At 73.2% G+C, this 21226-nt stretch carries 12 protein-coding genes; 5 read left to right on the top strand and 7 right to left on the bottom strand.

Features of this window, described 5'->3' with window-relative positions:
• Positions 1–3 precede the first annotated feature (3 nt).
• The 4 genes from ACFVYR_RS13640 to ACFVYR_RS13625 all read right to left on the bottom strand — a co-directional run bounded on the left by ACFVYR_RS13640 (position 4) and on the right by ACFVYR_RS13625 (position 5244).
• Positions 4–1371: a PrsW family intramembrane metalloprotease gene (locus ACFVYR_RS13640; protein ID WP_384256113.1), complete on the bottom strand. Its 1368-nt coding sequence runs from the start codon at positions 1369–1371 to the stop codon at positions 4–6.
• Between the two features lie 43 nt (positions 1372–1414).
• Positions 1415–2248, bottom strand: coding sequence for a tRNA (guanosine(46)-N7)-methyltransferase TrmB (trmB, locus tag ACFVYR_RS13635; protein WP_384256116.1), 834 nt, complete (start codon positions 2246–2248; stop codon positions 1415–1417).
• A gap of 143 nt (positions 2249–2391) precedes the next feature.
• The gene (gene lhgO / locus ACFVYR_RS13630; protein ID WP_384256118.1) at positions 2392–3609 is read right to left on the bottom strand and encodes an L-2-hydroxyglutarate oxidase; all 1218 of its coding nucleotides are present in this window, start codon (positions 3607–3609) and stop codon (positions 2392–2394) included.
• Positions 3610–3801: 192 nt separating this feature from the next.
• Positions 3802–5244: an MFS transporter gene (locus ACFVYR_RS13625; RefSeq protein WP_384256120.1), complete on the bottom strand. Its 1443-nt coding sequence runs from the start codon at positions 5242–5244 to the stop codon at positions 3802–3804.
• A 999-nt stretch (positions 5245–6243) separates the two neighbouring features.
• Here ACFVYR_RS13625 and ACFVYR_RS13620 point away from each other — a divergent pair.
• Positions 6244–8355 carry an asparagine synthase-related protein gene (locus ACFVYR_RS13620; protein WP_384256123.1) on the top strand — a complete coding sequence of 704 codons (2112 nt, stop codon included), beginning with the start codon at positions 6244–6246 and terminating at the stop codon, positions 8353–8355.
• A 206-nt stretch (positions 8356–8561) separates the two neighbouring features.
• On the top strand, positions 8562–12137 hold the full coding sequence (locus ACFVYR_RS13615) for a BTAD domain-containing putative transcriptional regulator (protein WP_384256125.1): 3576 nt from the start codon (positions 8562–8564) through the stop codon (positions 12135–12137).
• A 10-nt stretch (positions 12138–12147) separates the two neighbouring features.
• On the opposite strand, the gene ACFVYR_RS13610 is transcribed toward ACFVYR_RS13615, so the two are convergent.
• Together ACFVYR_RS13610 and ACFVYR_RS13605 are read right to left on the bottom strand one after the other, a co-directional pair.
• Positions 12148–14115 (bottom strand): sigma-70 family RNA polymerase sigma factor, encoded by a 1968-nt coding sequence (locus ACFVYR_RS13610; RefSeq protein ID WP_384256127.1) that lies wholly within the window; start codon positions 14113–14115, stop codon positions 12148–12150.
• A 220-nt stretch (positions 14116–14335) separates the two neighbouring features.
• A complete protein-coding gene (locus ACFVYR_RS13605) occupies positions 14336–15103 on the bottom strand; it encodes a TetR/AcrR family transcriptional regulator (protein ID WP_384256130.1) in 768 nt (255 codons plus the stop codon).
• Positions 15104–15475: 372 nt separating this feature from the next.
• Between ACFVYR_RS13605 and ACFVYR_RS13600 the strand changes: the two genes are divergently transcribed.
• On the top strand, positions 15476–16870 hold the full coding sequence (locus ACFVYR_RS13600) for an NAD(P)/FAD-dependent oxidoreductase (RefSeq protein ID WP_384256132.1): 1395 nt from the start codon (positions 15476–15478) through the stop codon (positions 16868–16870).
• Between the two features lie 182 nt (positions 16871–17052).
• Complete coding sequence (locus ACFVYR_RS13595; RefSeq protein ID WP_384256134.1) at positions 17053–18765, top strand: SpoIIE family protein phosphatase; 1713 nt, start codon at positions 17053–17055, stop codon at positions 18763–18765.
• Between the two features lie 59 nt (positions 18766–18824).
• Here ACFVYR_RS13595 and ACFVYR_RS13590 read toward each other — a convergent pair whose 3' ends face one another.
• A complete protein-coding gene (locus tag ACFVYR_RS13590; RefSeq protein ID WP_384256137.1) occupies positions 18825–20111 on the bottom strand; it encodes an MFS transporter in 1287 nt (428 codons plus the stop codon).
• A 122-nt stretch (positions 20112–20233) separates the two neighbouring features.
• Here ACFVYR_RS13590 and ACFVYR_RS13585 point away from each other — a divergent pair, with 122 nt between their 5' ends.
• On the top strand, positions 20234–20782 hold the full coding sequence (locus tag ACFVYR_RS13585) for a MarR family winged helix-turn-helix transcriptional regulator (protein WP_384256139.1): 549 nt from the start codon (positions 20234–20236) through the stop codon (positions 20780–20782).
• Positions 20783–21226: the final 444 nt, after the last annotated feature.

The following is a 21226-nucleotide window of genomic DNA, read 5'->3' as shown; positions in this document are numbered from 1 at the left end:
CTCTCAGGGGCGGCGGTACGGATTGTCGTACGCCGTCGGGTAGCCGTAGCCGTAGCCGTAGGCCGGGTAGGGCTGCGGCTGCGGCTGGTACGGGGGCAGGCCGGGCGGAAGGTGCCCGTACGCCGCGTACGGCACGGGGAGCATCACCGGCACCGGCAGTGTCGCGCGGGCCGCGTACGCGAGGGCGGGGCGGGCCGGCTCACGGCGCTCCCAGAGCTTGTCGAGCAGCTCACGCTCGCGTACGACGAAGTCGGCCCCGGCCCGGCCGCGCCGGCCCCGGTGGCGCAGGAGCGCGAGCGACGTCGCGTACGTCTCGTACTCGGCGACCGTGCGGGCCGCGGCCTTGCCCCAGGTGTACGAGGCGTAGTCGCGGGCCAGCGAGCGGGCGCGCATCGAGCCGAGCGCGTACGGCTCGGGCGGGGTCAGCCAGCCGGCCGCGGCGTACCCGGGCAGCTCCGCCCGGATCGTGCGCAGTTCGCGCTGCCGGGTCCAGATCGCCAGCCAGGTCAGCAGCCCGAACGCCGGGAGCATGAAGGCCGCGTACACGGTGAAGAAGCCGTACTGCCCGAAGACCGCCGAGCCGTTCCACAGCGCGTGCATGCCCATCGCGAGCAGCAGCCCGGCGAGCGGGAGCAGCGCGCGGCGCAGGCGCCGGTGCTCGGCGGCGAACGCGGCGAGGCCGAAGCCGATGCCGGTCAGGACCGTGAACAGCGGATGCGCGAACGGCGACATGACGACGCGTACGAAGAAGGTCGCGGCCGTCACCGAGGCGAGGCCGCTTTCGCGGCTGAGCTGGTCGGTGACGAAGGCGTTGCCCAGATAGAGGATGTTCTCGGTGAACGCGAAGCCGGTCGCGGTCACCCCGGCTATGACGACGCCGTCGACGATCCCAGTGAAGTCGCGTCTGCGGAAGAGGAAGACGAGCAGGACGGCCGCCGCCTTCGCGCTCTCCTCGACGATCGGGGCGATGACGGTCGCGCCGAGGGTGTCGGCGCTGGTGGGGTCGGCGGTGGCGGTGGCTATCCAGCGGATCGCGAAGCTGTTCGCGACGATCGCTATGAGGGCGGCGGCGCAGGCTCCCCAGGAGAAGGAGAAGAGGAGGTTCCGCCAGGGCCCCGGCTGCACCCGGTCCAGCCAGCGGAAGGCGGCGACGAGCAGCGGCACGGGCACGGTCGCGAGACCGAGCCCGACCAGGAAGCCCTCGGTGCCGGTCTGCTCCCTGACCAGGGCGAGGATCACCAGGCCCGAGAGGGCGAGCAGCGTGACGAGCGCGGCCACGCGTATCGCGCGCCGCTGCCACCAGCGGACGCGGCGCAGCGCCCCCGGGGCGGGCGCCTCGGGGGGTATCGGATACGGGGAAACGGTGGCCACGCCGTTGACCCTAACGAGGGACGGGACGGGCCGCGACGGTGCCTCAGCCCTGGGCCGGGGCGACTCGGCGGAACAGCAGGTCGTGGACGACGTGGCCCTTGTCGAGGCCCTGGCCCTCGAAGCGGGTGAGGGGGCGGAAGGCGGGGCGCGGCGCGTACCCGCCGTCGGCCTGGGTGTTCTCGAAGTCGGGGTGCGCGGTGAGCACCTCCAGCATCTGCTCGGCGTACGGCTCCCAGTCGGTCGCGCAGTGCAGCAGCGCGCCGGGCTTGAGGGAGGGCGCGGCCAGCGTCAGGAACTCCGGCTGGATCAGGCGGCGCTTGTGGTGGCGGGCCTTGGGCCAGGGGTCGGGGAAGTAGACGCGAAGGCCGTCGAGGGACGCGGGCGCGAGCATCTCGCGGAGCAGGATGATCGCGTCGCCGTTGGCCACCCGGACGTTGCTCAGGCCGTTCCGCTCGGCGAGGGCGAGGAGGTTGCCCTGGCCGGGGGTGTGCACGTCGACGGCGAGGATGCCGGTGTCCGGGTCGGCGGCGGCCATCTTCGCGGTGGCCTCGCCCATGCCGAAGCCGATCTCCAGGACGACGGGCTTGCCGGAGGGGGTCTCGCCGTCGCCGAAGAGCTCGGCGAGATCCAGCGTGCGCAGGCCGTCGATGTCCAGTCCCCACGTGGGCCAGAGCCGGCGCAGGGCGTCCTCCTGGCTGGCGGTCACCCGGCTGCGCCGGGGCTGGAAACTCCGGATCCGCCGCTCGTGGTGCGACCCCGCGGGGTCGGGCGACGGCCCTCCGGGAAACCGGGCCGGAGCCTGCGGACGGCCACCCGCGTGCGGGGCACGGACAGCGTCCGGCGACGGGGTTTCGGGGGTGTGGGGTGAGTCAGACACAGTGCGGCGATTTTACGGGGTGGCGGAGGGCGGGGGCGCACGAGCCGTTGCGGGAGCGGCTGCGGGAGCCGCTGCACGAGCCGGGTCCGCTCCCCGGCTGCCTGTCCGCTCCCCGGCTGCCTGTGCCTGGCCAGGGTGGTCGCTCAGCCCGCGGCGCGCAACGCGCCCAGCGCCCGGCGGGCGACCTCCCTGCCGATGGGGAGGGAGGCGGTGGCGGCGGGGGACGGCGCGTTCAGTACGTGCACCGTGCGCGCGCCCTCGCGTATCAGGAAGTCGTCGACCAGCGTGCCGTCCCGCAGGACCGCCTGGGCCCGGACACCGGCGGGCGCGGGCACCAGATCGTCCGGCCCCACCGCGGGCAGCAGCCTGCGCACCGCTTCGGTGAACGCGGACTTGGACGCCGAACGGCGCAGCTCACCCGCCCCGTACCGCCAGTGGCGGCGCGCTATGTGCCAGGAGCCGGGCCAGCCGAGGGTCCCCGCGAGCTCGCGGGGGTGGATGACCGACCAGTCGTACCCCTCCCTGGCCAGCGCGGGGACCGCGTTCGGTCCCACGTGGACGCCGCCGCCGATGCCCCGGGTGAGGTGCACGCCGAGGAAGGGGAAGGCCGGGTCGGGCACGGGGTAGACGAGGCCGCGCACCAGCTCGGGGCGGACGAGATCGAAGTACTCGCCGCGGAACGGGACGATCCGCATGCCCGGGTCGTCGCCGGTGAGCCGCGCGACCTCGTCGCAGTGCAGTCCCGCGCAGTTCACCAGGACCTTGCCGCGGACGACCGTGCCGTCGGCGGTGGCGACCGCCACACCGCGGTCGGGGCGGCGGTCGATGCGGGTGACCTCGCCGCCCGCGCCGTAGCGGATGTCGGCTCCGGAGGCGTCCGCCAGGTGCGCCGCCACCGCGCTGTAGTCGCAGATCCCGGTCGTGCCCACGTGGATGGCGGCCAGGCCGCGGACCTCCGGTTCGTACTCGGCGATCTGGGCGGGGCCGAGCTCCCGGACCGGAATGCCGTTCTCCCTGCCGCGCTGGACGAGGCCGTGCAGGCGAGGGAGCTCCGCGCGCTCGGTGGCGACGATCAGCTTGCCGGTGACCTCGTGCGCGATGTCGTACTCCGCGCAGAACTTGATCATCTCGGCGGCGCCGCGGACCGCGTACCTCGCCTTGAGCGAGCCCGGACGGTAGTAGATCCCGCTGTGGATCACGCCGCTGTTGCGGCCCGTCTGGTGGCGGGCGGGTCCGTGCTCCTTCTCCAGGACCGTGACCCTGGTGCCGGGGGCGGTGCGCGTGAGGGCATACGCCGTCGCCAGACCGACGATCCCGCCGCCGATCACCAGTACGTCGCAGTCGTACGCGACCTTCTTCACCGCGCCTCACCTCCCACCACAGATACTGCCCTGCGCCACTGACAACGCCGCCAAACCTCGGGCGCCGGATCCTTCTCCGCCGCTCCGCGGCGGTTCACACGGGGCCACCCCCGCGTTCACCCACCCGCCCGCCATGACGATGCCGGACGCGACGGTGCCGCCCCCCGGGCCACCCCGGAATCCGCCCGCCGGCTACGCCGGAGCCATCAGCAGCGGCCGTGCCCGCTCGCGGAGCTCCACCACCCGTGGCTCGTCCCCGTACGGCTCCAGACGGTGCAGCAGGTCCTTCACGTACTCCGTGGTCCGCGCGGAGGAGATCCGCCCGGCGACCTCGAGCGCCCGCGTGCCCTGCTCGCACGCCGCGTCGAGGTTGCCGGACTCCAGCTCGGCGACCGCCGACACCACGAGGCGTAATCCGTGCGAGCGCACGAACTCCTCGGTGGGGCGGGACAGCGCCTGCTCGGTGAAGCGCCGGACCTGCCGCGGCGCCTTCAGGTCGCGGTAGCACTCGGCGGCGTCGGCGGCGAAGCGGTCGTAGGAGTAGAAGCCGAGCCAGCTGGGGTCGTGGTCGCCGTCCCGGGACCGCTCCAGCCACCCCTCGGCGGCCCGCAGCGCCGCCCCCGCGGCCTGCGCGTCGTTGGCACGCGCGTGGGCCCGCGCCTCGACGAGGCGGAAGAAGCTCATGGTGCGGGCGGTGGCAAGGCCCCTGTTCCGCTCCAGGGCGGCCTGTGCGAGGTCGACGCCCTCGTCCCCGAAGCCGCGGTACGTCGCCTGGAGGGACATGGAAGCAAGGACGTACCCCCCAAGGGGTACGTCCGCCGCCGCGCGGGCGAGCCGCAGCGCCTGGATGTAGTAGCGCTGGGCCGCCTCCTGCTGGCCCGTGTCGAAGGCCATCCAGCCGGCCAGGCGCGTCAGCTCGGCCGACGCCCCGAAGAGCGCGCGGCCGACCTCGTCGGAGTACGAGCCGAGCAGCAGTGGCGCCGCCTCGACCCGCAGGCACTCGGGGACCATCGAGGAACGCCAGTCGCCGCCCCCGTACTTGGAGTCCCAGCGGCGCGCGTCCTCGGCGGCCTCCCGCAGCTTCAGTACGTCGCTGTGACCGACCTTCATCGGCGCGCCGTCCTCGGGGTGCGCGACGTCGCGTGCCACCTCGGGCGACACGTCGCGGGCGACGGAGCTGTCGGCCGGGGTTATCAGCCAGCGCGACGCGGGCGTCGCGTAGGCGCTGACGGCGAAGGAGCCGGCCAGCGACTGCCAGATGCCGCCGCCCGCCCTGCGGCCCGCCAGATCGAGGCGGTACAGCTCGGTCGCGGACTTCACCGCCGCCCCCACGTCGCGCGGGAAGGCGAGGCCCACCTCGGGCGCGGGGTCGGCGTCCGCGAGGCCGATCTCGTGCAGCGGCACCGGGCGGCCGAGCTTCTGTCCGATGGCCGCCGCGATCAGGTGGGGCGCGGCGCCCTGCGGCACCATGCCCTTGGACACCCAGCGGGCCACCGATGTCTTGTCGTAACGGAGCGTCAACCCGCGTTGTGCGCCGAGGTCGTTGACCCGGCGGGCGAGTCCCGCATTGCTGATTCCCGCGAGGGCGAGAACGGTGCCGAGCTTTTCGTTCGGCCCGCGTTGCTCCCTGGACATGCGCCACCCCTCGACACAGACGGCTGCCGGGCGGTGGCTGGACCGCACGGCATTCGTGCTGGGTTCCCCCGGGGGCAGTGGCACCCGTGGCCGTGAACCGGCCGTGAGCGCCGTGGCATGCGCCACGTGCGCCATGGCCGGACCCTCCGCGCACCGCGGTCCGGGCGGTCGCGCCCCGGGCCCCGCGCGCAGTGGCCGGAATGGCGGCCGCAAGAGCGTTTGGCCGATCCTCCAGGTATATGCCTCCGCGAAAACATCAGCACACACAGCGTAGTTCGCCGCATCCCAAGCGTTAAGAGGCGCAGTTCCGGATGGCGAGATTGTTGCCCGTACGGAAGTGCGTCCATGCCTCGGCGTGCTCCGGTTGTGTGGCCGTGCGCCCGTGTGTGCGCTCTTCTCCGGCCACTGGGGGAGCGCTTCCATTGGCGGTGCGTGGGTCGGCCCGCTGCGCTGGAGTCAGTGGGCTGGGGGACACCGCCGCCTTCATCCCCGCGGGCGGCGGACCGGTCCGGGGGGCGAACGCCGCCTCCCGGGCTGTGGATTGCCGTCGAACGGTTCCGTTCCGGGCGCATCCCAGGCCGATTTGGCCGAAAAGCGCCCGTGTATGCAAACGGGCATTTTGCCCACGGGCGGGCTGCGGGGTGCGCTCGCGCCCGTCACACGCGCCACGGGCGCGAGGCCTTCGCGCGGCGCGCCGGGGCCGGACCGAGGTCTTCCCGGGTCCTGTACGAGGTCTCCCCACGGGTCCTGTACGAGGTCTCCCCGGGGCCTGCCCGAGGTCTCCCCGGCGTCCTCGTAAGAAGCATGCTGTCGTTCGGCCCTTCAACTACCGCACGCCCAAGGTGCATTCACTGGCCCGAGAGGGCCTCCGCAGCCCTTCCCGCGCGCCTCCTTCGTGGCAGCATGGGTCCCCAGTTCTCCGGTAGTTCTTCGGTGCGCTCGGTCGGCCGTGCCGACGGCGATACGCCGACGGTTCGTCCACAGCCTGTGGAGGCAGCGATGCGGTGGTTGGTGGGGTGGAGCAGTACCACCGCGAGGTCCTCGGCCCTGGGCTCTGCCGGTGCCACCGGCGCGGACGGCGAGACCGTGCACCCGGTCGGCTCCCAGCTCCTGTGGGGCGACCCGGACCCGCTCTGGGCGGTGGGCGACTGGCGCGCCGACGAAGTACGCACAGTGACCGTCGACGAGCAGGCCCGCATCGCGGTGCTCGGCACCTGCGGAGCCGACGACGACGAACTGCGGGTCGGTCTCCTCGCCGCCCGCGGCGGCGCCCTGCGTCACCTGACGGCCTGGCCCGGCAGTTACACGGCGGTCGTCCAGGTCGGCCGCCGCGTCATGATCGCGGGTGACCTCGCGGGCGCCCGCCCCGTCTTCTACACCCCCTGGGCAGGGGGGACGGCCTATGCGACGGCCGCGCTGCCGCTGGCCGACCTCATCGAGGCCCACCTGGACATCGGCCACCTCGCGGCGCTGCTCGCCGCCCCCGACGTCCCCGAGGCGCTGCACGACTCCACCCCGTACCAGGGTGTGCGGCGCGTGCCACCGGGGCACGCGCTGATCCTGCGCGCGGGCGCACGGGAGATCGCCGGGTACGAACCCGTGGCCTCGCTGGCCGTCGCGACTCCCCCCGGCGACCCCGACAGTGCGGTGGACGGCGTCAGGGACGCCCTCGTCGAGGCGGTACGCACCCGCCTCACCGCCCCGCGCCACGTACCCGGCACGGGCGTCGACCCCGGCCCCGTGCCCGGCATGGGGCCCGCCGAACGGCGCGCGGCCCGCGGCATGCCGGTGCCCGGCATCGGAGCCGACCTCTCCGGAGGACCTGCATCGGGAACCCTCGCCCTCCTCGCCGCCGGCCTGCCCGGGATGCCCGGCACCGTCCTCGGGCACGGCACGGGCGCGGGGGAGCGGCTGCTCGCCGTCACCTTCAACGACCTGGCCGTCAACGGCCGCGAGGCCGAACTGGAGCGGGCCGGCGCCATCGCCGCCAACCCCCGCCTGCACCACGTCGTCGTCGCCGCGGGCGAGGACGCCCTGCCCTACGCCGACCTCGACGGCCCCCTGACGGACGAGCCGAGCGCCGTCCTCGTCTCCGCCCAGCGCCACCGCGCGCGGCTCTCATCGGGCAGCGCCGACCACTTCACGGGCCACGGCGCCCGGCAGGTCCTCGACGCCCACCCGGCCCGCCTCGCCGACCTCCTGATGGACCGCAAGCGGCGCCACCTCGTGCGCCCCGTGGCGGCCCTCGCGAAGGCCGACGGCTCGGTGCTGGTCCCCGCGCGCGTGTACGGCGCCGCGCGCAAGCTGGCCCGCATGCCGCACCGCGCGGGCGTCGAGTCGCTCGCCGACCAGCTGCTGCGCCGCCGCTTCGACGAACCGGGCGGGGCCGTGGGGGCGTCGCTCGCCGCTCTCGCGTGGGCAAGGCCGGGCCCCGCCGCGCGCTGGCTGACCGGTGAGGCCCTCGCTGAAGTATCGGTTCGCCTCCACGACACGACGCTGCGCGGGGGCGGGCCCGGCCAGCGCCCGGGCGAGTTCCGCGCGCGGGCGTCCCTCGCCCGGCACGCGGCGGACCTGCGCGTCCTGGAACAGGCCGCAGAGGTGCGCTTCCAGCGCCTGCACGCGCCCTTCCTGGACAACCAGGTCGTCCGCGCCTGCCGCGCCCTCCCCGAAGCCCTGCGGGTCCGGCCCGGGGCGCGGGCCGCGATCCTGCGCACCGTCCTGGAGGGCGCCGGGGTCACCGAACTGCCGCCCGGCTGGGGCGCGCCGTCCCACGCGTCGAAGGAGGCCGCCGTCCGCACCGGCCTCCGCGTGGCGGTGGACGACCTGATCGCCCTCTTCGACACCCCGCTGCTCGCTCAAGCCGGCCTGGTCGAGGCCCGCGTCGTCCGCAAGGCCCTGCGCTCGGCAGCCGAAGGAGAACCACTTCCGCTGGACGGCCTCGCCGACCTGGTATCCACCGAACTGTGGCTGCGGCGGCTGCTGTCGCGAAGAGGAACGTGCTGGACCGGCACTCCAGCACGGCAACGAGCCGTCCCTACGGGGAGCGTGGTTCCGCAGCGGGGTGCTCTAGGGGCGGGGCGTCGGCCGTCCAGCGGGGCGTCGGCGCTCTGAACGGGGCCTCGGCCGGGTCGACCGGGTAGGTCGGACGGGCGGGTCGGAGAGAGCGGGCCCGGCGGGTCGGAGAGAGCGGGCGGCGGGGTGGAGGGGACGTACGCCGCCACCGGAGCGCCACACTCCGGAAGCCGCCGCCGTCCCCGGTGACGCGCACCCGGAAGAAAGCCCGCGCCCCCGCGCACTCCACCGGGGAGAATGACGAGGTGCGGTACAGAATTCTGGGCGCCACCGAGGCGTACGACGACCAAGGCGCCCCCCTGCCTGTAGGGGGCCAGCGCCTGCGCGCCCTGCTCGCGGCCCTCGCGCTCCACGCGAACCGCACGGCCGCCGTCGCCACCCTCATCGACGAGGTCTGGGCGGACGACCCGCCGGCCGACGCCCCCGCCGCCCTCCAGGCACTCGTCGGGCGCCTGCGCCGCGCCCTCGGCAAGGACGCCGTCGTGTCGGCCCCCGGTGGCTACCGCCTCGCTGTCGCCCCCGAGGACGTGGACCTGCACCGTTTCGAGCGGCTCGCGCGCGAGGGCAGGGCGGCCCTGGACCGCGACGACCCGGCGTCCGCCGCCCGCACCCTGCGCGAAGCGCTCGCCCTGTGGCGCGGCCCCGCCCTCGCCGATCTCTCCGACCACAGCGCCTCGGCACGCCCCGAGGCCCTGCGCGCCGAGGCCGTCCGCGCGCGGATCGAGGCGGACCTGCTCCTCGGCCGCGCCCCCGACGTCGTACCGGAACTGCGGGAGCTGACCGCCGTCCAGCCGTACGACGAAACCTTGCGCGCCCTGCTGATCCGCGCCCTGCGCGATACCGGACGCGGGGCCGACGCGCTCGCCGCCTACGAGGAGGCGCGCCGCGCGCTCGCCGACGGCCTCGGCACCGACCCCGGCCCGGAACTCCGGGCGCTGCACGCGCAGTTGCTCGCCGGTTCTGGTCCCGGTCCCGGTCCCGGTCCCGGTCCCGGTCCCGGTCCCGGTCCCGGTTCTGGTTCTGGTTCTGGTGCGGGTCCAGCGGACCGCACGGGCCCAGCGGACCGCACCGGCCCAGCGGACCGCACCGGCCCAGCGGACCGCACCAGCCCGGCAGGCTCCATCGGCCAAGCGGGCCGCATCGGCCAGGCAGCCTCCGGCGAACGATCGGCCGCCACCGGCGGTCCAGCGGCACACCACGCGCAACTGCCCCGCACGGAGCAGCCGTCCCCCGCCGACCCGACCGCCCCCGCCGAACCGCCAAGCCGCGCCGGTCAGCCGACGCCCATCGAGCCCTCCCCGCAACCCGGCCGCTCCCCGCACCCCGACCGCTCCGCCCCCGCCGAGCGGAACGGGAACATCCGCGCCCGCTTGACGTCCTTCGTCGGCCGGGAACCAGAACTCGCCGCCATCCGTTCGGACTTGCGCAGGGCCCGCCTCGTCACCCTCACCGGACCGGGCGGCTCCGGCAAGACCCGCCTCGCCGAGGAAGCCGCCGCCGGGCATCCACAGGCATGGCTGGCCGAGCTCGCCCCGCTCGACCATCCCAAGGCGGTGCCCGGCGCTGTCGTCAGTGCGCTCGACCTGCGCGAGACCGTACTGATGACCAGCGAACTGACCGCGCCGCAGGACGACCCGGTCGCCCTGCTCGTCGAGTACTGCGCCTCGCGCAGCCTGCTCCTGCTCCTTGACAACTGCGAACACGTCATCGGCGCCGCCGCCGAGCTCGCCGAGACCCTCCTCACGCACTGCCCGGGCCTCACCATCCTCGCCACCAGCCGCGAACCCCTGGGCGTGCCGGGCGAATCGGTGCGCCCCGTGGAGCCGCTCCCGCCCGACCCGGCGCACCGCCTGTTCGCCGAGCGGGCCGCGGCGGTGCGGGCCGGCTTCGACCCCGAGGAGGACGCGGCGGCCGTCGCGGAGATCTGCCGCCGTCTGGACGGCCTGCCGCTCGCCATCGAACTGGCCGCCGCCCGCCTCAGGTTGCTCACCCCGCGCCAGATCGCCGACCGTCTCGACGACCGCTTCCGCCTCCTGACCAGCGGCAGCCGCACGGTACTGCCCCGCCAGCAGACCCTGCGGGCCGTCGTCGACTGGTCCTGGGAACTCCTCGACGAGGCCGAGCGGACCGTGCTGCGCGAGGTGTCCGTCTTCGCCGGCAGCTGGGACCTTCAGGCGGCGGAAGCGGTCTGCACCGCACCGGCCACCGACCTGATCGGCGCCCTGGTCGACAAGTCCCTGGTCGTGGCCGTCCCGGCCGCGGGACCCGGCGACACCGGTATGCGCTACCGCCTCCTGGAGACCATCCACGAGTACGCCAGTGAGCGCTCCGCCGAGACCCCGGAGCTGCTCGCCGCGGCCACCGACCGCCACTCGGCGTTCTTCGCCGACCTCGTCGCACGGGCCGACCCCCTGATCCGCTCGGCCGAGCAACTGCCGTGGATCACCCGCCTGGAGACCGAGCTCGACAACATCCGGGCGGCCCTGCAGCGTCTCATCGAGTCCGGTGACGCGGCGGCTGCGATCAGGATGGTGCTGCACACGGGCTGGTTCTGGTGGCTGCGCAACTACCGCGGCGAGGGCGCCGACTGGATGGGCCGCGTCGTGGCACTCGCCCCGGACGGCCTGCCCGACGAGGACGATCCGCTCTACTGGCCGTGGATGAACCTCCGGATACTCCACCTGTTCCTGGTCGCGGAGTCCAGGCCCGTGCGGGGGCCCGAGGGGCCGGGCCAGGACGCCGGCTGGGGCGACGACGAGTACATCACCGCGCTGCGCAGCGCGTTCATGCGGCCGGGCCCCGAGTCCGCCCGCTTCCCCGGCCTCATCTGGCCGTTCTCGATCTTCTTCACCGGCGGCACCCACGAGGACGCCAAGGTCCCGCTGAACCGGACGGTCGAGAACTGCCGCAGGTACGGCGGCGACTGGGACCTCGGCGTCATCCTCATGTTCCGCACCCACATGGCCGTCGACATGCCCGGCAACCTCTCGGGTGTCGACGAGGACCTGGCCGAGCTGCGGGAGCTGAGCCGCCGCGTCGGCGACCGCTGGATGCGCGCGCAGGTGTGCAGCGCGGCGGGCGAGGCGGCCATGGCCCGCAGCAACTACGAGGACGCCCGCGCCGAGTACGAGGAGGCGCTGCGCCTGGCCTACGAGGTGGGGGCGTACGCCGAGGCGCCGTTCCTGCTCGCCCGGGTCGCCGAGATCTCCTACCGCCAGGGCGACCGGGCCGTCGCGTCCAAGGTGCTCGACGAGGCGAGCCGGGAGGCCGACCGGTCCGGAGTGACGGATTCGCGCGCCTTCGTACGGCTGCTGCGGGCGATGATGCTGCTGGACGAGGGGAACACCGCCGGGGCCAGGGCCTTGTGGGAGGAGGCGCGTCGCGAGTCCGCGTACGGCTCACCGCCCCCGCAGTTCGAAGCCGCCCTCGGGGGGCTGCGGGCCGGCATCGTCGCGGCCGAGTCGGGACCGGCCGAGGCACTGCCGCTGCTCACCGAGGCGCTGGGCGCGGCCCTGACGGCACGCTGCTCCGAGTCGATCCTCGCCTCCTTGATCGACAGCACCGCCGTGTTCCTCGGCGACCTCGGCCACCACGCGTGTGCGGCCCGGGTGCTCGCCGCCGCCATGTCCCTGCGCAACGGACTCGCCCGCGCCATGCCGGAGGCCGCGGAGGCCGAGCGCGCGGAGCGCGAGGCCCTCGCCGCGCTCGGCCCGGAAGGGTACGAGCGGGAGCGCGCCGCGGGCAGCATGCTGACGCCCGAGGACGTACTCGCCGTGGCGGCCGAGGCGCTCGCGGAGACAATGGGCCCGACAGACGCCTAGGCCAATACATCTAGCGGCAGGTCATCCGCGACTGCGCCCAGTCCGCGAGGGCCGTCGCGTCGAATGGCGTGTACGGGTCGACGACGAGCCTGACCGTCTTGCGTCCGGCGATGCCCACATGCAGGGGCACCGCCGGGTCACCACCCTTGACCAGCGGGGACTGCCACAGCCGCGCCCCGTCCCCGTACACGGAGAAGCGCACCTTGCCGAGGCCCATCGTCATGTCGTCGACACCGACGACCGCGTCGTACGTGGAGCAGCTGCGGTTCAGGTCGATCGTGACGGAGGACCTGCCGTGCACGGTCACGCCGTGGGAGTACCGCTTGCCGCCGACCGCGAGGCCCCAGCGCTGCCACACCCAGCTGCTCCCGGCGAGCCGCATCTCGGGCTTGGTGCCGTCGCCCACGAGGCCGTACTTCAGCTCGTTCCACTGGTAGACCCGGGGGGCCGGGGGTGGTGGGGGCGGCGGCTTCGGGGTCGGCTTCGGTGGTTTCGGCGTGGGCTTCGGGGCCGGTGGCGGGGGCGGCTCCGGCTCGGGCTTCTCCTTGGCGGGAGGCTCCGGCTTCGGCGGGGGAGCGTGGGTGGGCGTGGGTTTCGGCTTCGGCTTCGGCGCGGGGGGCGGCGGGATCGGCTTCGCCTTCGGGGGCGGCGGCTTCTGCGGCACGATCGACTCGGACACCGCGGGCTCCTTGGCCTTCGGCGGCGGATCCTCCTTCGGCTTGCCGCTCCCGCCGGTCAGGGCGATCGCCGCGGCGACCGCGGCCGCCACGACGACACTCGCCGCGATCCCGGCCTTCGCCGGCGCGCCGAGCCCCTCGGACGCGGCGGCCCCACCCGCGGCGGAACCACCGGACGAACCGCCCGCGGCAGCCGCACCGGCGGCCCCCGCCGCGCCCGCTCCCGCGGTACCGCCGCCGATGAGCGCCACGGCCTTCGCGTACCCGGCGGCACCGAACCAGCCGATGACGGCGATCGGCACCACCGCGGGGATGCCGCTGGCGACGTCCTCGATCTGGCCCGCGGCCAGCCGGCACTTGGCGCACTCCTCCAGGTGCTTGCGCAGCCCGCGCTCGGCACGGGTGCGCAGGCCGCCGCGGGCGTAGGCGCCGAGCCGGTCGGCGTAGCGCGCACACTCCTCGCTCTCGGTGAGCGTCGCGCTCACATGCGCCTGCAAATAGGCCTGTTTCAGCCCCTCGCGGGCGCGGCTCGCGAGCACGCGCGTGCCGTTCGCGTCGAGTCCGAAGAGCGTGGCGACGTCGCTCGGGGACTCCTCCTCGACCTCCGTGTGCCACAGCACGGCCTGCCAGCGTTCCGGCAGGCTCCGGAAGGCCTGCATGGCCATCGACTGCTCGGCCTCGTGCATCGCCCGGACGTCCGCGCCCAGGTCCAGCGTGTCGTCGTCGGCCACCTCGGCACCGCGCGCCGCCTGCGCCGCGAACACCGCGAAGTCATCGACGAGTTGCTCGCGCTTCGCCGACTTCGTCCAGCCCGCCGCGACCCGGCGCACCGTGGTCAGGAGGTACGCGCGGACGGCGTGCTCGGGCCCGCTGCCGCCCCGCACCGCCTGCAGCATGCGGGCGAACACCTCGGCGGTGAGGTCGTCGGCCGTGTGCGCGTCACGGCAGCAGGTACGGGCATAGCGGCGCACGGCTTCGGCATGCCGGCGGTAGAGCTCCTCGTACGCGGAGTCGTCGCCGCCGCGCATCCGGGTGATCAGGTCGGCGTCGGCCACCGCCCCCTCACCGGAGCCGGGCACCGGAGCGCCCGCCCCGCCCGTACGCTGCGGCGGCACACTGGGCTCGGCCGGGGCGCCCGCCGGACCTCCGTCCACGTCGGCCGAAGCCTCCGTACCACCGCCAGGGCCGCCCTGGGGCGGCACCTGCCGGGAGGGCGGCGCACCGGTCTCCGTAGAGGAGCCGCCCGGGGGAGCCTCCTCGCCCAGGCCGCCGGACGACTCGTCCCGACCGTCAACACTCATCGCGGAACGCCCCCGGTTGCACACTCAGACCCGACCACCGGGAAAGAGTGCCACAGGGGCGCGCCACGGCCGACGGTCATGACAGGCAACCACCCGTCCGGGGTGATTCCCCGCAATGGAGCACTACCGTTCACCCATTCGGGGAAGGCTCAACGACCGCGCCCGAGCACGGTATTGAGCCTTCCGCCGTACGGGAGCAGCGCCGACGCGGCCCGTCCGGTCACGCGGGCCGCGACCGCAGCCCTTCGAGCAGGATGTCGAGCAGCCGCGAGGAGGCCGCCGCCTGCTGCGCCGCGTCCGGCAGCGAGGGCGCCGCCGTGGCTATCACCAGCAGCACGTCCGACACCGTCACGTCCGCCCGCAGCGCGCCCGCCGCACGGGCCCGCTCCACGAGCCGGCCGACGACGTCGAGCAGCGTCGCCGCCCCCGCGTCGTCAGCCAGCGACACCGACTCCTCGGCCGGCGCCTGGCGCTGCTCCACGAGACGCAGCTCGGGAGAGTCCGGGACCGACTGCCGCTGCTGCGGCACCCGCGCCTCGTCGTCCGCCGCGCCGTCCTCGACGCTCACCCGCAGCACCTGCGGCGGCAGCAGCCGGCCCGCCCCCGACGCCACGGACGTCCGCAGGAAGCGCGACAGCGCCGACCACGGCTCGTCCTCCTGCCCGAGCGCCGCACGCGCCTGGTCGGTCAGCCGAGAGGTCTCCTCCTCGGCTATGCGCCTGACCAGCACGTCCTTGCTCGGGAAGCGTCGGTAGACAGTGCCGACGCCGACCCGCGCGCGCCGCGCCACGTCCTCCATCGGCGCGCCGTAGCCCAGCTCGCCGAAGACTTCGCGTGCCGCCCTGAGCACATGCTCGAGATTGCGCTGTGCGTCGACACGCAGCGGTGTCGTGCGCGCTCCTTCCCCCATGTCACGTCCGTTCCCACCCGGGCCGACGGCTGCTGCCGTCATGCCGGCGGAAGTCCAGTGAGTCTCCTGAATGCTCATACACGTTCCCCCGGTAATGACGTCTCCCCCCGGAGACACTCCCCGTCATTGACTACCGACGTGTGAGGGGCGGGCGCTTCCACGAACCGGAATTCCGGCCCGGCGAGCGCATCCCCCGACACCCCGACGTCCCACGAACATAGTTGAGCGGGGGTCAATTCAGAAGAGGCGGGTTCCGCACAGCACGCCCCCCGATCGGAGTACGCGCCTTTTCCGGCCTTGTCGCGGCCCACCCCCGAACCCAACTCCCCTCCGCTGACCTGCACACCTTCCCCGCCCGGCGGCCACGCGCCGAGCCGTTCGCACAGACCTTGCCCGGTCACACAAATTGCCGGGCCTGTGGACAAACTCCAAAGCCGGGTGCGTCATGGGATGGTGAAGGCTGCGATCTCCGGCGGGACCCACCCCGCCTCCACGGACTGTGTGCGCATTCTCGTCGTCGGCGGCGGCTACGTCGGCATGTACACCGCGCTGAGACTCCAGAGAAAGCTGAAGCGGGAGCTCGCACGGGGCGAGGTCGAGATCGTCGTGATCAGCCCCGACCCGTACATGACGTATCAGCCGTTCCTGCCCGAAGCGGCGGCCGGGAACATCTCACCGCGCCACGTCGTCGTCCCGCTGCGCCGCGTCCTCGACAAGTGCCGCATCGTCATCGGCGAGGTCGAGTCCATCGAGCACGCCAAGCGCACCGCGTCCTTCACCACCCTCGCCACCGAGGAGGAAGGCACCGGGGCCGCCCGGATCACGTACGACGAACTCGTGCTGGCCCCCGGCTCCATCGCGCGCACGCTGCCCATCCCCGGCCTCGCCGAGTACGCCATCGGCTTCAAGACCGTCGAAGAGGCCATCGGCCTGCGCAACCACGTCATCGAGCAGATGGACATCGCCTCCTCCACCCGCGACCCCGCCATCCGCGACGCCGCCCTGACATTCGTCTTCGTAGGAGGCGGCTACGCGGGAGTCGAGGCGCTCGGCGAACTGGAGGACATGGCGCGCTACGCCACCCGCTACTACCGCAACATCAAGGCCGAGGACATGAAGTGGATCCTCGTCGAGGCGGCGGGCCGGATCCTGCCCGAAGTCGGCGAGGAGATGGGCCGCTACACGGTGCGCGAACTGCGACGGCGCAATATCGACGTACGCCTGGAGACCCGCCTCGACTCCTGCGAGGACCGGGTGGCCGTCCTCAGCGACGGCTCCCGCTTCCCCACCCGCACCGTCGTGTGGACCGCCGGCGTCAAACCCCACCCCGTCCTCGCCGCGTCGGACCTGCCACTGAACGAACGCGGCCGCCTCATGTGCACCGCGGAGCTGACCGTGGACGGCGCCACGCACGCGTGGGCGGCGGGAGACGCGGCCGCCGTCCCCGACGTCACCGCCGGCGAACCCGGCAAGGAGTGCGCGCCCAACGCCCAGCACGCGGTACGCCAGGCCAGGACCCTCGGCGACAACATCACCGCGTCCCTCCGCGGAAAGCCGCTCCAGGAGTACGCACACAAATACGCGGGCTCCGTGGCCTCCCTGGGACTGCACAAAGGTGTCGCGCACGTCTACGGACGCAAGCTGAAGGGCTACCCTGCCTGGTTCATGCACCGCGTCTACCACTTGAGCAGAGTGCCGACCGTCAACCGCAAGTCCCGTGTGCTCGCCGAATGGACCCTGTCCGGCCTGTTCAAACGCGAGATCGTCTCCCTCGGATCGCTCGAACACCCCCGTGCGGAGTTCGAACTCGCGGCCGGTGGCGAACGCCCGAAGGGGTCCCCCTGATCCACATCAGGAACTCACCGCACAGGACCGGCGTCTGACGGATGTCAGTCCCCTCGGTCAGACTGTTCGTGTGACCATGGGCAGGCCGTCAGGCCGACACCAGGGACGTCCGCTCTCGACATGCTGTGTTCCCGATCCAGAAGCGTTCCCGATCCAGAAGCGACACCACGAGGCCTACCGCAGTGAACTTCACGCGCTGGAGCGCCCGGCTCCCCGGAACGCAGCGCCGCGCAGCAGCGCGGACCGAACAGGCGGTCGCCGCCGCACCGCGCGGGGACGGCTCCGTCCCCGCCGCCCGCGCCGAGCGGCCCTCCGACGAAGCGGAGACACGCACCCCGGACGGCGCCGACGGCGTCACCGGCATCGCGGGCCTCGCCGGCCTCGACGAACTGCCGGCCCGCGAGGTGCTCGACCGCATCCCCGCCCTCGTCGCCCTCGTGCACGGCGCCGACCACCGCATCGCATACGTCAACGACGCGTACGTGACCGCCTTTGGCCCCCGGCCCGTCGGCGAGCCCGCGCGCGTGGCCCTGCCCGAACTGGACGAGCTGAGCCTGCTGCCGCTCCTGGACCAGGTCCTGCGCAGCGCCAAGCCGCGCACCGTCAAGTCCCGCAAGGCACCCTCGGGCCGCTCGTACACGTTCACCTGCACCCCCGTGACACTGCCGCTCGGCGGCTCCGCGGCGGGCCCCGAAGAAGGCGGCGGCGTCCTCGTCTTCGCCGCCGACGTCACCGACCACGCCGAGGCCGCCGAGCGCCTGCGCACCAGCGAGCGGGCCCAGCGCGAGACGGCCGTCACCCTGCAGAAGTCCCTCCTGCCCCAGGAGCTCGAGCAGCCCGACGACCTGCGCATCGCCGCCACCTACCAGCCGGGCGGCACCGAGGCGGCGGTCGGCGGCGACTGGTACGACGTGATCACCCTCGGCGGCGGCCGCACCGCCCTCGTCATCGGCGACGTGATGGGCCGTGGCGTACGCGCGGCGGCCGTCATGGGCCAGCTCCGCACGGCCGTACGCGCCTACGCCCGCCTCGACCTGCCCCCGCACGAGGTCCTGCAGCTCCTGGACGGCCTGGCCGCCGAGATCGACGCCAGCCAGATCGCCACCTGTGTCTACGCGGTGCACGACCCGAACGAAGGAAGCCTGGTCTACGCATCGGCCGGCCACCTGCCCATCCTCGTACGCGACGAGAACGGCACGATCCACCGCGCCGAGGAGCCCACGGGCCCGCCGCTCGGCACCGGCGGCTGGCTGCACACCTCGGGCTCCGTCCCGCTCGGCCCCGGCTCCACCGCCGTCCTCTATACGGACGGCCTGGTCGAGCGGCGCAGCGAGGACATCGACGAGGGAGTGGCCTCCCTGGAGCGCGCCCTCGCAGGCGCCACCGGCACGCCCCAAGTCGTGTGCGACCGCCTGATCCGAGCCCTCGGGGTGGCGGCCGACCACGACGACGACGTCGCCGTCATGGTCGTCCAGCACCCCGCCCGCACCGGCTCGGACGCCGAGCTCTTCAGAAACGCCGCCCTGGAGCTGCTGGGCGGCGTGGAAGCGGCTCCACGCGCGCGTGCCTTCGCCACCGGTGTCCTCGCCAGCTGGCGCTTCTCACCGGAACTGCACGACCTGGGCGTCCTCGCGGCCAGCGAACTGGTCGCCAACTCCCTCCAGCACGGCACCCCGCCGATGCGCCTGCGACTGCGCCGCACCGACCGTCGGCTGATCATCGAGGTGACCGACGGCGACGACCACCTGCCGCGCCGCCGCCGCGCCGAACCGGCCGACGAGGCGGGACGCGGCATCGCCATCGTCGCCACCATCGCGTCGAACTGGGGCTCGCGCCGCACACCGGGCGGCGGCAAGGCCGTCTGGTGCGAGTTCGCGCTGCCGAAGCAGCACTGAGAGCCTGTGTCATATCCCTGTGACACAGGCTCTGAGAGCGTCGGCCGTACCGGTGACGCCTACGCGTCGGCCGTGGCGGGCGCGGTGGCGGCCGGGCCGCCCTGCGCCACCACCGGGCTCTTGGCCAGCGAGGGCTGGTTCTGCACCGGGGTGAGCCGGCGCCCGAGCCGCACCGCGAGCACCGTGATGCCCAGCGAGAAGAGCACGAACGTCACGATGTACGGGACGTGCAGCGCGGCGCCCATCGGCCCGCCCACGGCCGGACCGACCGCGAGGGCCAGCTGCTTCACCAGGGCGAAGGCCGAGTTGTACTGACCGACCATGCCGCCCGGCGCCAGATCCGCGACCAGCGGCGCGACGGTCGGCGACAGCATCGCCTCACCGAGCCCGAAGAGCGCGTACGTCGAGATGAACGCGGCGGTCGCCATCGCCTGGCTGCCGTGCCCGACCCCGGCGTACCCGGCGAGGAGCCACGCGAAGGCCCAGATCAGACCGACGGACGCGATCACACGGGAACGCTTGCGGCGCTCGACCCACTTCAGGACGGCGAACTGCGCGATCACGATCATGGCCGTGTTGGCGGCGAGCGCGATACCGAGCGTCGAGGCCGAGATGCCCGCGGCCTCCACGCCGTACGCGGAGAGCCCCGACTCGAACTGCCCGTAGCAGGCGAAGAAGATCACGAAGCCGAGCACGCACAGCTGCACCATGGCCTTGTGCCGCAGGAGCGCCCGCATGCCGCCCCGGGGAGCGGAGGCGTCCTTGGGCATCGAGTCCTGGAAGGACGGCGCGTGCGGAAGCCGCACGGTCAGCGCGATGGCCGCGAGCACCAGGAACATCACGGACTCGATGGAGAACAGCAGCGTGAAGCTGCCGACCCGGCTCTCGTCGACGATCTGGCCGCCGATGAGACCACCGATACCGAGGCCCAGGTTCTGCAGGAAGAACTGCGTCGCGAAGGACCGCGTCCGGGTGGCCGGCGTCGACGACCAGACGATCATCGTCGCCAGCGCAGGCTGCATGACCGCCGTGCCCGCGCCGAGCAGCGCCGCGGAGAGGATCGCCGTCGGCTCGCTGCTCGCGACACCGAGCGCGACCGCACCCACGGAGGCGACGACCGCCGCGCCGACGAGCACCGGCAGCGGGCCGCGCCGGTCGATGACGCGGCCGGTGACTGGCAGGACGATCAGAGCGGCCATGGCGAAGGCGGCGAGCACGATGCCCGCCGCACTGGCCCCGAGATCCCTCACCTGCGCCACATAGACGTAGAGGAACGGAACCGTGAACCCGATGCCGAACGCGCTCAGCGCGCTGCCTGCCTGAATACGACGCATCGCTGCGCCCATCGCCCTGGTCACTTTCACCTGCCTTAGGAGTGAGGTCTGAAGACTTCGAAGCTAAAGTTAGGATCTAAACAGTACACACTGAAGGACTTCAATGCCAAGTAGGGGCGTGCCATACTGCGGCCATGGGTGACACCCCCGGCCCGAGCGAGCCGACACTTGAAGAACAGATCGCCGCGTATCAGCGGGAGTTCCAGGACCTCGACCCCCAGGTCGAGCAGATCGTCTCGGCCCTCGGCCGCCTGAACCGCCGCATGAACGTCGCCTACGGGCGCCAGACCGCGACCCTCGGCATCAGCAACGCCGAGTGGGAGGTCCTCAAAGCCCTCGTCCTCTCCGGCGCCCCGTACCAAATGGGCCCCGGCGAGCTGGCCAAGGGACTCGGCCTCACCCCGGCCGCCATGACCCACCGCATCGACCGCATGGTGGCGGAGGGCCTGGTCACCCGGGACCGCGACGAGACCAACCGCGTCCGCGTGATCGTCGAGCTGACCGCTGAGGGCCGCGAGAAGTGGCTGGAGGCGATGCGCCTGGCCACGGTCTTCGAGGAGGATCTCCTCCAGGATCTGTCGCAGGACGAGCGAGGTGTCCTGGGCGAGGTACTGACTCGTCTTCTACGCCGTGTGGAGCACGCCCAGCCGGACGCCGGCGGCCGCCTCAGCGACCTGGACTGACGGTGGCCGGCGGACCGGTCGGGCCGCGCGGGGCGGGGTTGACAGCCACCTGCCCGATCCGTAGAGTTCTTCGGGTTGCCACGGAGCCGTAACGGTTCTGCGGCGGCACCTTCCGCCGCTGTCGAAGCGGCAAACCAAACTCTGCACAACCTCCCAACGGAACGCATTCGGCATGCCCGAATTCAATTCCAAGACTCGATTATGAGTCGCCGGGAAAACCCGCTAGAGTTTGAGACGTCGGAACGGCCCAACAGCCGGGAAGACAACCCCACTTCGACTGGGAGTCAGGCCCGAAAGGATCTGATAGAGTCGGAACCGCCGGAAAGGGAAACGCGAAAGCCGAAAGGCCGGAGCGGGAACCGGAAAGGCACCGAGGAAGTCGGACACGAAAGAGTCTGATAGAGTCGGAAACGCAAGAACGAAGAACAAAAAGAAACACCGAAG

The organism is Streptomyces sp. NPDC058284 (assembly GCF_042881135.1).
Taxonomy (GTDB): Bacteria; Actinomycetota; Actinomycetes; order Streptomycetales; family Streptomycetaceae; genus Streptomyces.
Note: the sequence above shows the minus strand (reverse complement) of the source record. Positions and strands in the feature narration are given on the sequence as shown.